Genomic DNA, 13,165 nt, shown 5'->3' with positions numbered 1-13,165 from the left:
TTTCACCGTCGGACGCGGGCCGATGCCGTCTATCCCAGGCAAACCTCTCCCTTGCACCCACGACCACGTCCGCAGGTGAACGCCTCCACAAGCTTCGCCGGCGGGGAAACAGGAGTACGAGATGTATATCGCCGTAAGCATGGACGCGGGGATCCCAACCGCACGCCTCAGGGAGTTTGACGACTGCGGATCATTCCGGGTGGTCTCAGTGGGAATGACTCCGAGCGAGGTGGGCCCTGCCCTCTCAGCGTTGGGCATCGGCCTGCCTCACAATGGCACGGAAGCCTGCGTCGCCACCGACTGGATCCGATCGCAGGCCCCAGTTCGCGAGGATCAGGGATGGGCCGCTCGATTCCAGTCGATGCTCGACTACGCCGACACCAAAGGGTGGATGGCCGAGAATGGGCAATTTGTCATCGGCCACATCGACACCGGTGAACCGGAAGGGCTAGACGCCCAGACCCTCCGGCGAGGATTCGGGAGGTCCCCGAGCTCAGTCACCGCCGTCTGCTCGCATAGCAGTTCCGGACCTGTCGGAATGGTCGTGAGCACGATGGTGCCGGTGTCCTTGGATCCCCCGATCGTGTCCATCTGTATTCAGCTGACATCACAGACATGGCCGACGCTTCGAGACACCGGACGCCTCGGTCTCAGCGTGCTCAGCGAGGGCAATCATGCCGCGGCGATGTCACTAGCCGCCAAGGACGGAGATCGATTCGGGGGCCTGGACTACTCGACCTCCGAGTCTGGCGCAGTCCATATCACCGACTCGTCACTGCGGATGGAGGTATCAGTTCAATCTGAGATCGTCGCCGGCGATCACCTGATCGCGCTCCTAGACGTCCATTCCCTTGATGAGGGCGGGGCGGTGGCGCCGTTGGTTTTCCACCAGAGCCAGTTGACGGCACTCTCAAGTTGTTGAAATCTGCTGGTCTGGGATCATGCGGTGGTGTCGTCGACAAAATTATCCCAGATCAGCCGATTTCAGAAACTTGCCCCCGCATGCTCGACGGGGTGTGAGCCAGCGAGCCTTCCGCGACGTCGTGGTCATGACGCCACTCGACAAAGGTGCGGTGCAGGGCCATGAGCCAGCGACCGTCGCGACGCTCGAACCGGTCGATGTATCGACCACCCGCAACACCCTCGTAGTCCTCACTTCGGCCGTCCCAGAACGTATTTGTGGGAGCTGTGGGCGGAACACGGTGATAGGCGGTGACGTAGGTTTCAACTTCAGCGACGTCACCGTCAAAGGAAAACAGCATGTTGCCCGTCTGGTGGTGAGTCCGTTCGAGGGAACCCATCGACACGCGTGCGTTCTCCACCATCTTCTGCCAGGGCAGCTCGTTTCCGATGAAGACAGTTTTCCCGTCCTCGTGAAATACGCTCGTCATCAGTTCCCAGCGGTTCCGATCGACGGCGTGGCAGAAGCGATTGACAACATCTGCGATTTCGGCGCGGTCAACAAGCCGACTGGCGTCCACTTGTCCGAGACCGTCTGTGCGCCATGACTCTACGACAGATCCCGAGATACCGTCCTCTCGCTGTCCCCGTGCCTGCGCAGTGACAGCAGCCAGGCCGCCTTCTCGCGACGGACGGTGATTGCGCCACTCCGCGAGCAGGCGTCGGTCCGCAATGCGCCAGTTGCCGTCACGGAGCTCGAACCGGTCGATATAGCGAGCACCGAGCATGACTTCGTATGCCTCACCCGTGCCACCGAACGACCCACCGGCAGGCGCATCATGCGGCACGGCGTGGAATGCCGTCACATACGTTTCGACGTGTGCGACGCTCCCCTCGAAAGCAATCATGATGTTGCCGACTTGGTGGTGCGTCGCGTCGACCGGTTCGAGAAGCGCGGAGCCTTGCGCAACGAATTCGCGCCAGCTTCCGCCGATCGAGGACAACCGACAAGTCGCGTCCTCAGGGAAAACCGAATCCATCAACCACCAGCGCCGACGATCCGTCGCATGGCAGTACCGGTGGATGACATCTTCGATTTCGGCTCGGGCCACTACTGATTCGAGTGTGTACGCAGTACACATGGACCTCTGTCCGTCCTATACTTCGGCGGGCTCACTTGCCGGCAGATTGCACGAAGCGGTGCCGTCGTCGTTGAGCACGCACACCGGGCAGTCTTCCTGATCGGCTCCGAGTGAGAGATCCGCCGCCTGCACCATCTCGGCGAAGAGATCCGCTCGCTCCGACAGTGACACCCGTGGGTCCCGTGCCGGGCGCAAGCCGAGCGCGATCATCGTCTCGAGTTGCCGGTAGCCGGCCGTGGTCGGGTCCACGATGGGGACACTCGAGCGGGCAGCGAGGATTTCGGCGACCGGGCTCATGCAGTTGCAGCCCAGGATGACCGACTTGGCGCCGTCCTTCACCGCAAGCTCGATTTCGGCAAGGATGCGCTCGATCATGTGCTCGCGCCCGGCCTTCATCTGGGTAAGGAAGTTGTCGTCCTCGGCCAGAGTGCTCTGCTCGGCGTGCGTCGAGACGTAACGTACCGAGATGCACTGCCGCCCAATGGGATTATCACGAAGGAGGCGATCGTAAACGAAGTCCATCGTTTCCGGCCAGATCGTGACGATGCTGAACTTTTCGCCGAGCGCCGCTGCTGCCAGGAGACTGGCCTCGCCGCTGCCGACCACCGGAATATCGGTGGTCGCGCGTACTGCAGCCAGACCGTAGTCCGGTACGCCGCCGATCAGCACGCCGTCGTACCCGTTGCGAGCGGCCCGCATCGCGGCCTCCCCGTAGGCGACATCGGAGAGCAGTAGGTCTGCTGCGTCAACGGGGGTTACCCGGATTTCCGTCTGCACCAAGTCGACGGCGTAGCCGGGCGCGATCAGATGCTCGGGGACCGGACTCGTCTGCTGACTGGTTTTCAACTCCACGTAGGCAATCCGCTTGGTCAACTGACGCTCCTTGATTCATGGGTGATGTGAGGCACTACCGGCGACTCGTGTGACGAGGCTATCAGAAAGCATTTCTACTGTGAAGAATAGACTCCGATATTCCAGAACAGCGAAAAAGATTGCGTAACAGACAGATACAACAAAGCCCGGGCAGTGCGAAAATCGCACTGCCCGGGTTTCAACAGCGTCTAGACGCTCCGATAGAGGTCACCGTGCTGAACGCGCATGACCTTCTTGTCCAGCTTGCCGACACTGGTCCGTGGGAGGTGGTCGACGTACAGGATCGTGTCGGGAAGTTGCCACTTGGCGAATGCGCCTTCGAGCAGCGCGTGGACCTCGCCCAGCGCGACGTCCTCACCGTCGGTGGTCACCATGATGACGACTGGACGTTCCTGCCATTTCGGATGCTCGACACCGATCACTGCGGCCTCGGCGACCCGGGGGTGGGCAATGATTGCGTTTTCCATATCGATCGACGAAATCCATTCGCCGCCACTCTTGATGACATCTTTGAGCCGGTCAGCTAGCTTGAGGTAGCCGTTTTCATCGATAGTCCCGATGTCGCCGCTTCGCCAATAACCGTCCAGGAATCGGTCGGCGTCGTCATCAAGCTTGTGGTATCGCGCGGTGATCCACGGTCCCCGCAGCAGGACCTCGCCCTGACTGTTGCCGTCGTGCGGCAAGTCGTTGTCTTCGGGGTCGACGATTCGCACATCGACACCACCCGCGGGAAGACCCTGATAGCGCTTGATGTTCCACCATTCGTCTTCCGTGACCTTGCCCTGCAAGGTAACCTTACGGCCGTAGTTCACGAAAGCCATCGGGGCAGTCTCGGTAGCCCCGTACGCATGAATGAAGTCGGCACCGGTCAAGTCGTAGAACCCGCGCATGAGGGTGAGCGCCGGCTCGGTAGCGCCGGACAGCAGACGGGTCCGGCTGAAGTCCGGTTTGACGTCAAGCGTCTTGATGTAGTCGAGCATCGGCTGGAAGATCGCCGGCGCACCGTTCGCGACGGTCACACCTTCGGCGATCATCACGTCCGCCAGCATGTCAGTGTCCCCTGCCGAATAGCGTCCGGGGAGAACAATTTTGGCTGCGACGTAGACGGCGGACTGCGGCAGACCCCAGGACTGGCTGTGGAACATCGGCGTGATCAGCATGACCGCGTCAGCGGCGCTCATCCCGTAGGACGAGGCCTGCGTCAGAGTGTGTAGGTAGATCGCTCGATGCGAGTAGTAGACGCCCTTTGGCCGACCGGTGGTCCCGGTCGTGTAGCAGGCGCTGTAGGCGGAGCTCTCGTCGATCATCGGCCAGTCGATCTCCGGCGACGCAGTCGCTACCAGGTCTTCGAAATGGCGCACATTCGGCAACGTGGTGACAACCTCTGCGAGAGGCTTGTCGGACATCACCACCCAGGTAATCTCCGGCGCGAACGGTGCCACCGACTCCGCGACGCTCAGCAGACTCTCGTCAACCAGGACGACGGACGCGCCGCCGTGCGTCGCGACGTAACCCACATCTTCGGGAGCCAGGCGCAGGTTCATCTGCAGCATCACCGCTCCGGTGCCAGGAATGGCCCAGTAAAGCTCGAAGTGCCGCTTGGTGTTCCAGTCCAGGATCCCCACCACATCGCCGGGTGCTACACCCAGATTGGTCAGGGCGTTCGCAATCCGCTTGATACGCGCATAGGCGTCGGCGTACGTGTAGCGATCCCATCCGCCGTCGCCGGTGCGGTAGACGATCTCCCGCTCAGGATAGTTACGTGCCGAGTGGCGGATCAGCGTAGTCGTGTTGAGCTGATACGAGTCGTCATTCGTCGACGGGTGTCCCTTGACAATTGTGGTCATTATTCACTCCTCGGGTCCAGTGCTAGTGCGGGCGACCTAGGAGGGTCCGGATGCTGACTCCATGCGCGAACCGCATCCCGGGTTGTCGTGAGCCCTGAACGTGCCGCCTGGACTTGATATTTGGTGAGGCTTAACGCCCATCAGTTGCATTATTCTGCAATGCAGAAGCTCTCTCTGCACCTAGAATCGCATAGGCCAAGTGCGTTAGTCAAGGAATGAGCCCGAAACCTGAAGCAGCTACGACACTCTCAACCATCTCGTCAGGTGGCGAGCGAATGCGTCATCGAGCACCGGTAGATCTTGCATCAACCATGGCCAGTGCAAGATCGGCGTACTCCCTCGCGATTTCGACCGGCGACGGGCTGATCCCCGGTTGGTACCAATCCGCAACGGCAACGCACATCGTGACGATCGCTGTGGCGGTTGACGTCGCCGGGACGGTTCCGGCTCGCCCCGCATCACGGCACGCCTCCACGGCCGACTGGACGATCTCCCGAACTTGCCGTCGTAACTGCAGATGCATCAACCTGCCAGGCTCGTCGAGCGAACGGAGTTCTGTGGACGCGAGCACGGCCGAGGCCTGTCGGTGGGTGTGGAACAGGATTACGCACTCGACAAGATTGGCCACACGCTGATCAGGCGATTCTGCTTCGGCATCTGCAGCCACGCATCGACTTATGAGCTCTGCCATCGCGCTCTGCAGCAGTTCGGTGAGCAGAGCATCCTTGCTTTCCACGTGGTAGTAGACGCCAGCCATCGACAAGCCACACCGGTCGGCAATCATCCTGACTGTCGCAGCGTGGTAGCCCACTTCCACAAAGACATCCAGCGCCGCCCGAAAGACCGGGGTGAGGTCCAACCGTTCAAAGTCTCGCCAGTCCTCGAACCGCTGTCCGGTGGGCTCAGGTGGACGCAGATCAAGCTCTACCCCGAGCGCCTTCGCGAGTGCCTCCAGACGCTCCGCACCCGGCAGGCTCTTCCCGTTCTCGAACTCGCTCAGCGAGGACGCACTCATGCCTATTTGTTGAGCTAGCTGACGGAGCCCGACCTTGCGCTCGATTCTCGCCGCGCGCATCCTGGCTCCGAGCCCGTCTCCAACGATTCGTCCCGCCTGCACCATGAGTACCACGCTATCCCGCCGACACTCGACCACCTGGTTGGACGGCCGTTATGGCGGACGACGATCTGTCATGACATGGAGATAGAACCACTGTCGCACGCATCCGTCAGCTGACGTTCGAAATTTAGCGATCGGTAGATCTTGACGAACCGAACAGCTGGTAATACGGTCCTCCTGGGACGCATAAGCGATGTACGTCACAGTCCCCCTTCCCCTGTTCGTAAGTTCGACGCCTTCCGTGGCGTCCAGTCAGGAGCACCGCAATGAGCGACATCCTCGAGTTCGCAGACCGGTTCTTCAACGCCGTCGAGGGTGGTGACATCGACGCGGTGGCCGGCTTCTATCGCGACGACGTGACCGTCTGGCACAACTTCGACAACCTCGACCAATCCCGGGACGACAACCTCGCAACCCTCGCCGGAATCTCCGGCCGCTACGACGCTTTTGCCTATGTGGACGTCCGCCACACCGCCGTCGAAGACGGATTTCTCCGCCAACACGTCATCAAAGCGACTGTCGGCAAGAAGACCGTCAATGTCCCCGCGGTCCTACGCGTGTACGTCGATGGCGGGCAGATCCACCGCATCGAGGAGTACTTCGACCGTGGCCAGCTTGACGTCGTCTTCAGCTGATGCGAACCGCGACAAGGCCTTCGAAGGAATATCACGCAACCATTGATCACGATCGGCCATCTGTTCGTCATCTAGCGATCGATAGATCTTGACGAACCGAACACTTGGGAATACTGTCGAATCGAGGCAGCGGCGCGATGCGCGTCACAAAGCAAAGAGAGTGTGAAATGACAAATACAGAATTTGAACTCGGCGGCGTATGTCACTTGGCGCTGGTGTGCCAGGACATGGAGCGCACCGTCGACTTTTACACCAACGTCCTGGGCATGAAGCTGTCCATGACGCTCTCCCTGCCTGGTGGTGGCCAGCATTTCTTCTTCGACATGGGCGGCGGCCAGTTCATCGCGTTCTTCTGGTTCGCCGACGCCGCCCCCCACGCTCCCGGCATCGCGGCGCCCGCGGCCATTCCCGGCATCGGCAAGGAAATCGCGTCGGCGCACGGCTCGATGAATCACGTCTCGTTCAAGATCCCGCTCGACAAGTTCGACGAGTACAAGGCCAAGCTCGAAGCCAAGGGCGTCCAGACCGGACCGATGCTCAACCACGACATGTCTGAGCGTGGGATCAGTTTCGGAGAGAGCGACTCGACCTTCGTGCGGTCGATCTATTTCTTCGACCCGGACGGGATCTTGCTCGAGTTCGCGGCCTGGACTCGCGAATTGCGCGAGGACGACGTCAAGCACGCGCCCCGGACCGCCGACGGCGGCCTCGGCACCCCGGTTGGCGCCGCCAAATGAGCGAGATGCTCGATCTCGCCGACAAGATGTTCGGAGCCCTGGTTCTCGGCAATGTCGCCGTCCTCGACAAGATCTATCACTCGGACGTGAAAATCTGGCACAACTGGGACGACGCCGAGCAGTCCCGTGAGGACAATCTGCGCATCCTCTCCGGCATTCCCACGCGCTACGACGAGTTCCACTATGACAACCCGCGCTGCACTGTCCTCGAGGACGGCTTCCTGCGTCAACACGTCATCCGGGCGACTATCGGGGACAAGACCGTCAACGTCCCCACGATCTTCCGGGTATTTGTCGACGGCGGAAAGGTTCGCCGTATCGAGGAGTATTTGGACGCAGGCCAACTCCGCAAGGTCTTTGCCTGAAAAGAACGTGATCACACGAAACAGCCCCGCCGATCCAATCCCCTCGGCGGGGCTGTTTCGTGTCCTGCCTTGCTGCGCAGGAAGATTCATTCGGTACCGAGATCACAAAAGGCCGCTGCGACCCCTCCAGCTTCCCATTTTTCTCTCAGAAAGAACTTACTTCTGCTAAGTTCGACGTGATGTGAGTCTCCCTTGGGGTTCGTCGGGGCCGACGGCATCCAATTCCCAGCCTCAGCGTGAACGCGCAGTCAGGTCTGTAGACACACCCTCCGAAGGATGGCAATGAAGCGAATAACTTATCGGCGGACGCTTACCGCCTTGGCCCTCATTTCGACTTGCGGGCTCCTAGCCGCCGGATGCGCGTCCTCCGCCGGCTCATCGGATGGCACTGGCGCGCCAAAGCTCGTGAGGGCTGGGGTGATTGGCGAGCAGTCGGATGAGGGACGCGCTATGGAAAGTGCGACTTTGACTTATGCATCGCATTCGCTGACCAATACCCTTGACCCGATCAAGGGCAGGACGTCTGCCTGGCTCGGAGGTACGGAAATGGCTGCCATTTACGACGTCCTGGTGCGATGGGATCCAGAATCCGCAGAAATTGTGCCTCAGCTAGCCGAGTCGATCACAGAGGCTCCCGATCGACTCTCCTGGACCGTCAGACTTCGTGACGGGGTCACGTTCAGCAATGGCGACACTCTGGACGCGTCGGCCGTTATTGCCAGCACCAATCGTATGACCGAGGGCAATGCCACGAACAGCGATCAGTTCCGGGCGAACGTGCGGTCTGTCGAGGCGACCGACCCGAGTACCGTGACGTATAACCTGAAGAATCCGTGGAGTGACTTCCCGACCCTCCTGACCTCAGGTTTTGGCATGATTACCCACTCCGACTCGTTCAGAGACGGGAAATTTGTCGAACCGATCGGAGCTGGCCCATTCACTGTTGAGTCCGTCAATCCCGGATTTGAACTCGTTCTTGCGCCACGCGAAGACTATTGGGGCGGGAAGCCGCGAATTGGCGAACTCAAGTTTGTAGACCTTCAAGGCGAGCAGCCGATGGTCGACGCGCTCAAGGCTGGCGAGGTGCAGATGGCGTATCTGAGGGGAGGCGAGGCCATCGACACGATGCGGGCCGATTTCCCCGGTTACTACGAGCCGGTAAGCATGGTCGACAACGGACTTCTCAATATCAGGGAAGGTCGTGCGGCGCACGATATCCGGGTCCGACAGGCAATTGCGAAAGCGATCGACCCCACCGTGATCAATGAACGGTCCAGGAAGGGCCTGAACTCGCCGGGACTCGAAATGTTCCAGGAGTGGTCCACTATGCATGGGTCGATCCCGGGCCCTACTCCGGACATCGAGGCCGCTCGCAAGCTCGTCGATGAGGCAAAAGCAGACGGATACGATGGAAAACTGACGTTCGCCGCGCTGTCAGATCCAGCATCGACCGACCTGGCGTTGGCGATGCAGTCGCTGCTCCAAAATGTCGGCTTCGAAGTCGAAATCCAGCCCAATGCAACAAAGAACGACATCGCCAAAGTTTTTTATGTCACCCATGACTTCGACGTGAGCGTCGCCGGCACAGCGGTGCCCGACTCCGCCCCGCTCCTGCGCCTTCAAGGCCTGCTCACGACTGGATCCAGTCAAAACGTCAGTGGCTACAGCAATCCCACTATGGATGAAGTGATCTTTCAGATTCAAACTGCCGGCACAGAAGACGAGCGCCGGGCTGGATTCGAGAAGATGCAGACGATCCTCAACGAGGATGTGCCGATCCTGCCTTTGGGTTCGGGCGCAAACTTCATTACCTGGGCACCTAACGTCCACGACGCAAAGTCGGGCATGGATGGATTGACGCTCTTCGACAAGGTCTGGATCTCGGACTAGGCCGTAACCTTTCGCGGGCCCTGTCACCTTTGCCGAAAAGCAAAGTGGCAGGGCCGGGTTGGTCATGATCACAAAAAATAGCCCCGCCGATCGATTGGATCGGCGGGGCTGCACTCCTTGGTCTACCCTGCTGCGCAGGAAGATTCACTCCGTGCAGAGATCACAGGAAGAATGCTGCAACCTCGTCTACTGCTTGGGCCAGGGCGGCGGCGATCTCTTCACGGGTCACGTCGGACATCCGGCTCTTGGGCGTGGACACGTTCAACGTGTAGCGCGCCCCGCCGTACTCGCCGAGCGAGACCGACACCGACGTAACTTCATCCTCGGACTCTTCGTTGCTAGTGGCAAACCCGACCCGGCGGACCTCCGCGAGCTGGCGCAGAAGCGCCGACCGCTTGGTAATCGAGTGTGACGTAAGGCCCTTCAGCTTCTCATCGGGGTACAGCTCGCGCACCGCACGGTCATCGAGCGTAGCGAGCAGCGCTTTGCCGGACGATGTGCAGTGCGCCGGCATGGTCATCCCCATGCGGGACCCCACGCGCACCGCTCGCGCACTCTCGACCGAGTCCACAAAGGTCACCGTGTTCCCGTCGAGGCGGGCCAGATGGACCGTCTCACCCAGGCTGGCCGAAAGCCGTTCGAGCACTGGATGTACACGGGCCCTGACGTCTGTTTGGCGCAGGACCGCGAACGCGATCGTCGTCAGGGCGGGGCCCGGTTCGTAAGCCCGTGAACCCTCGACCTGACGGACGAATCCGCGGTACTGAAGCATCGCCAGCAGTCGGTGCGCGGTCGACGAGGCAACCGAAAGGTACTCGCTCACCTCGGTCAGCCGGATACTGCGACGCTCGCCCAGCAGCAGCAGGATTCGCAGGGCGTTGTCGACAGACTCGATCGGGTACTGCGGTCGGTTCGCAGTTGTATCTTCCTTTGCGGTCACGCAGGTAGCGTAACGGCAGGAGCGCGCAGAACATTCTTGGTGACCTTGCCGGACGCGTTTCGCGGCAGCATATCGACCAGCACGAGGCTGGTCGGAAGCTTGTAGCGCGCCAACCTCTCCCCTGCCCAGGCGCGCAGCGACTCGATGGTCAACTCCGCCGCACCCGGTTTCAGTGCGACCACCGCGACCGGGGTCTCGCCCCATGTTTCGTGAACCTGGCCGATCACTGCAACCTCGGCGATGCCCGGGTGACCGGCAAGCGCATTCTCTACCTCGGCGCAATATATGTTCTCGCCGCCGGAGATGATCATGTCCTTCGCACGATCTACGACGTAGATGAAGCCCTCGGCGTCCTTGCGTACCAGGTCACCGGAGTGAAACCAGCCTCCGGCGAAGGCCTGCGCCGTTGCCTCCGGGTTGTTCCAATACTCGGTCATCAGTCCCGGCCCACGGTAGACGATCTCGCCGACCTCACCGGGTTGCACATCCACCATGTTTTCGTCGACTATGCGTGCCCAGACACCGGGTACCGGGCGTCCGACGGAACCCAACTTACGGCGAGAATCCTTGGCCTCGAGCACACATGTCACTGGGGACATCTCGGTCTGCCCGAACAGCGCAATGCTCGACGCACCGGGAAGCACCTCGCTCATCTTGCGAAGCAGCGAATCGGTGGCAGGCGCTGCGCCCCAGGAACTGACGCGAAGCCGAGACAGATCGCGCGGCGCCCGCTCCTGCTCGTCGCAGACCGCCTGCCACTGAGTCGGTACGAGGAATGTCGAAGTGACCTGCTCGCATTCCGCGACGTCGAGGAGTGCCCCCGCGTTGAACGAGACACTCGGAAGGACAACCATGGTGGCGCCCATCAGAATCGCCGGCGCCACCAGGCCAAGAGTCCCGATGTGGAACAGCGGTGCGGCGCACAGGCTTACCTCGTCGTACATCTCGAACCGGAACGCCATCACGTTCGTGGCCGACTGCGCAGCCAAGTTGCGATGCGTCAGCACGGCGCCCTTGGGCCGTCCGGTGGTTCCCGACGTGTACATGAGCAGCGCTGGTTCGCACTCGTCGATCGCCGCGACCAGTCCGCCCGAACCGGAATGTGCGAGGAGAACGTCGTACGCCGATGCGCCGTCAGAGCCCTCGCTGCCGACCTGGAAGACCTGAACCGGACCCGCGGCCTGCGCGGCCGCAGCGATCCCGGTGGCGCTCGCCTGCTCGTCCACGAAAAGAACGACGGCCCCGCTGTTGTCGAGCGTGAACGCCACCTCGCCGACACTCAGCCGGAAGTTGATCGGCACGGCGATAGCGCCGATCCGGTTGGCGGCGATCATGATCTCGATGTACTCGGCCTGGTTGCCCATCAGCAAAGCAACGCGGTCCCCGTGCGCCACGCCGCGCTCGGCGAGGGCGGCGGAGACGGAATCCACTCGCTGCTGAAGATCTGCCCAGGTAATCCGGCGGTCGCCGAAGACGACGGCCGTCTGTTCACCGCGCTCAAATGCATGCCGCGCAACCTGACTGACCCAGTGCTGCTGGCGGGCACGCGTCAGGTCGTCCATGTCCACGCTCGTATTCACCACTGCGCCTTGGGGAAACGGTCCGCAATCCACTCGCACATCACATCGGCAACGGCGGCGCGGGCCCCGGGCTCCTGGAAATAGTGATCACCGGGCAGGTCCTTGCGCGACTTGTCCTCGCTCGCGAGGGCATTGAACAGCGCGTCCGCGTCGCTCGGGAACACACCCGAGTCCCCGTCAGGGTTGATGACAAGCGAAGGCACCGTGATTTTCTCCATGTGCATTTCCGCACGGCACTGCGATTCTTCGAGACTCCACATGTGTAGCCAATTCCGCAGCGTGCTCCCGGCACCGATGCCGCGGTCCTCGCGGTTGGCCACCGAAGTCGGGCCGCGGTAGCACTCGCCTGCCGGCCGACTGCTGGGCTCGAGCGTCGCGTCCACCATCCGGGGGTCAGCCCACGTACGCGGGACTCCGAAGTGCCGGTCGTTGTAACCCGCGGCGGTAATCCGGGCCAGCTCTTCCTGCGCCCATGCGGTGATCCGGTGGTTGCGGGCAACCTGCGCGGCGCGGTACCGCTCGATGAACTCCGCGGAGTACGGCGGACCGTTCTCGGGGTTGAACAGATCAAGTTCGGGGTCGGTCAGAGTCGGGTCGTTTTCGTCGACGACTGCTGCGTCCAGCCACGCGGTCAGCACGTCGGGCCGACCGCCGTGCGCGGCGAGGGAGATGTAGGCAGCTCCGGGGATGAGGTCGTTGATTCCCACTGCGGGTTCCATGTCGCGGGCGGGACGGATGCACGGCGAGGTCGCTTGCGCCTGGTAGGCCGCCATCAGCGAGCCGCCTCCGGAATTGCCGAGCAGGATAACCTGATCCACACCTGCGTGCTCCTCGAGCCAGCGCACGCCCACCCCGATGTCGACCAAAGCCTGGTCGAGATTGAACAGTTCCTCGTAACCGCGGTAGCGAGTATTCCAACCCAGGAATCCAATACCTCGCGCAGCCATGAACTCGGCGATGTAGTGCTCCGAGAAATCGATCTGGTAATGCGTAGCGATCATTGCGATGCGCGGCTTCTTACCGGCCGGCGTGTAATAAATGCCCTGACACGGGTAGCCGCCGGCACCCGCGCGCTTAGCGCCTGGTGACTCGCTGCTGACAAATTCCTTGTGGACGGTCGGGCTGGTGGTGCCGGTCAT

12 protein-coding genes are annotated in these 13,165 nt (G+C 61.5%); 5 read left to right on the top strand and 7 right to left on the bottom strand.

The window, feature by feature from the left end:
* Positions 1-214: 214 nt before the first annotated feature.
* Positions 215-922 (top strand): flavin reductase family protein, encoded by a 708-nt coding sequence (locus EEB13_RS15025; protein WP_261984557.1) that lies wholly within the window; start codon positions 215-217, stop codon positions 920-922.
* Positions 923-974: 52 nt separating this feature from the next.
* Here the strand turns inward: EEB13_RS15025 and EEB13_RS15020 are convergent, their stop codons facing one another.
* The 4 genes from EEB13_RS15020 to EEB13_RS15005 all read right to left on the bottom strand — a co-directional run bounded on the left by EEB13_RS15020 (position 975) and on the right by EEB13_RS15005 (position 5,882).
* Positions 975-2,042 (bottom strand): nuclear transport factor 2 family protein, encoded by a 1,068-nt coding sequence (locus EEB13_RS15020; RefSeq protein WP_141485671.1) that lies wholly within the window; start codon positions 2,040-2,042, stop codon positions 975-977.
* Between the two features lie 15 nt (positions 2,043-2,057).
* Positions 2,058-2,915: an aspartate/glutamate racemase family protein gene (locus EEB13_RS15015; protein ID WP_141485670.1), complete on the bottom strand. Its 858-nt coding sequence runs from the start codon at positions 2,913-2,915 to the stop codon at positions 2,058-2,060.
* A 188-nt stretch (positions 2,916-3,103) separates the two neighbouring features.
* On the bottom strand, positions 3,104-4,762 hold the full coding sequence (locus tag EEB13_RS15010) for a long-chain-fatty-acid--CoA ligase (protein ID WP_116103315.1): 1,659 nt from the start codon (positions 4,760-4,762) through the stop codon (positions 3,104-3,106).
* A 280-nt stretch (positions 4,763-5,042) separates the two neighbouring features.
* A complete protein-coding gene (locus tag EEB13_RS15005; RefSeq protein ID WP_141485669.1) occupies positions 5,043-5,882 on the bottom strand; it encodes a TetR family transcriptional regulator in 840 nt (279 codons plus the stop codon).
* Positions 5,883-6,145: 263 nt separating this feature from the next.
* On the opposite strand from EEB13_RS15005, the gene EEB13_RS15000 reads away from it, so the two are divergent.
* From EEB13_RS15000 to EEB13_RS14985, 4 genes are all read left to right on the top strand, one after another.
* The gene (locus tag EEB13_RS15000; RefSeq protein ID WP_033232003.1) at positions 6,146-6,514 is read left to right on the top strand and encodes a nuclear transport factor 2 family protein; all 369 of its coding nucleotides are present in this window, start codon (positions 6,146-6,148) and stop codon (positions 6,512-6,514) included.
* 167 nt (positions 6,515-6,681) lie between these two features.
* On the top strand, positions 6,682-7,251 hold the full coding sequence (locus EEB13_RS14995; RefSeq protein ID WP_051730321.1) for a VOC family protein: 570 nt from the start codon (positions 6,682-6,684) through the stop codon (positions 7,249-7,251).
* The gene (locus EEB13_RS14990; RefSeq protein ID WP_141485668.1) at positions 7,248-7,616 is read left to right on the top strand and encodes a nuclear transport factor 2 family protein; all 369 of its coding nucleotides are present in this window, start codon (positions 7,248-7,250) and stop codon (positions 7,614-7,616) included. Before EEB13_RS14995 ends, EEB13_RS14990 begins: the two co-directional genes overlap by 4 nt.
* A gap of 450 nt (positions 7,617-8,066) precedes the next feature.
* Positions 8,067-9,506 (top strand): ABC transporter substrate-binding protein, encoded by a 1,440-nt coding sequence (locus tag EEB13_RS14985; protein WP_187328564.1) that lies wholly within the window; start codon positions 8,067-8,069, stop codon positions 9,504-9,506.
* A 160-nt stretch (positions 9,507-9,666) separates the two neighbouring features.
* Here EEB13_RS14985 and EEB13_RS14980 read toward each other — a convergent pair whose 3' ends face one another.
* The 3 genes from EEB13_RS14980 to EEB13_RS14970 are packed head-to-tail and all read right to left on the bottom strand — an operon-like array spanning position 9,667 to position 13,165.
* Positions 9,667-10,446: an IclR family transcriptional regulator gene (locus tag EEB13_RS14980; protein WP_033232001.1), complete on the bottom strand. Its 780-nt coding sequence runs from the start codon at positions 10,444-10,446 to the stop codon at positions 9,667-9,669.
* Positions 10,443-12,008 (bottom strand): long-chain-fatty-acid--CoA ligase, encoded by a 1,566-nt coding sequence (locus EEB13_RS14975; protein WP_141486173.1) that lies wholly within the window; start codon positions 12,006-12,008, stop codon positions 10,443-10,445. The genes EEB13_RS14980 and EEB13_RS14975 overlap by 4 nt, the downstream gene beginning before the upstream one ends.
* Before the next feature lie 14 nt (positions 12,009-12,022).
* Positions 12,023-13,165, bottom strand: a complete 1,143-nt coding sequence (locus EEB13_RS14970) for a hypothetical protein (protein WP_033231999.1) — start codon at positions 13,163-13,165, stop codon at positions 12,023-12,025.

It is taken from the genome of Rhodococcus sp. WS3, assembly GCF_003797085.1.
In the GTDB taxonomy this organism is placed as follows: Bacteria; Actinomycetota; Actinomycetes; order Mycobacteriales; family Mycobacteriaceae; genus Rhodococcus_F; species Rhodococcus_F globerula.
The sequence above is the reverse complement of the archived record's forward strand: the minus strand, read 5'-3'. Positions and strand labels throughout refer to the sequence as shown.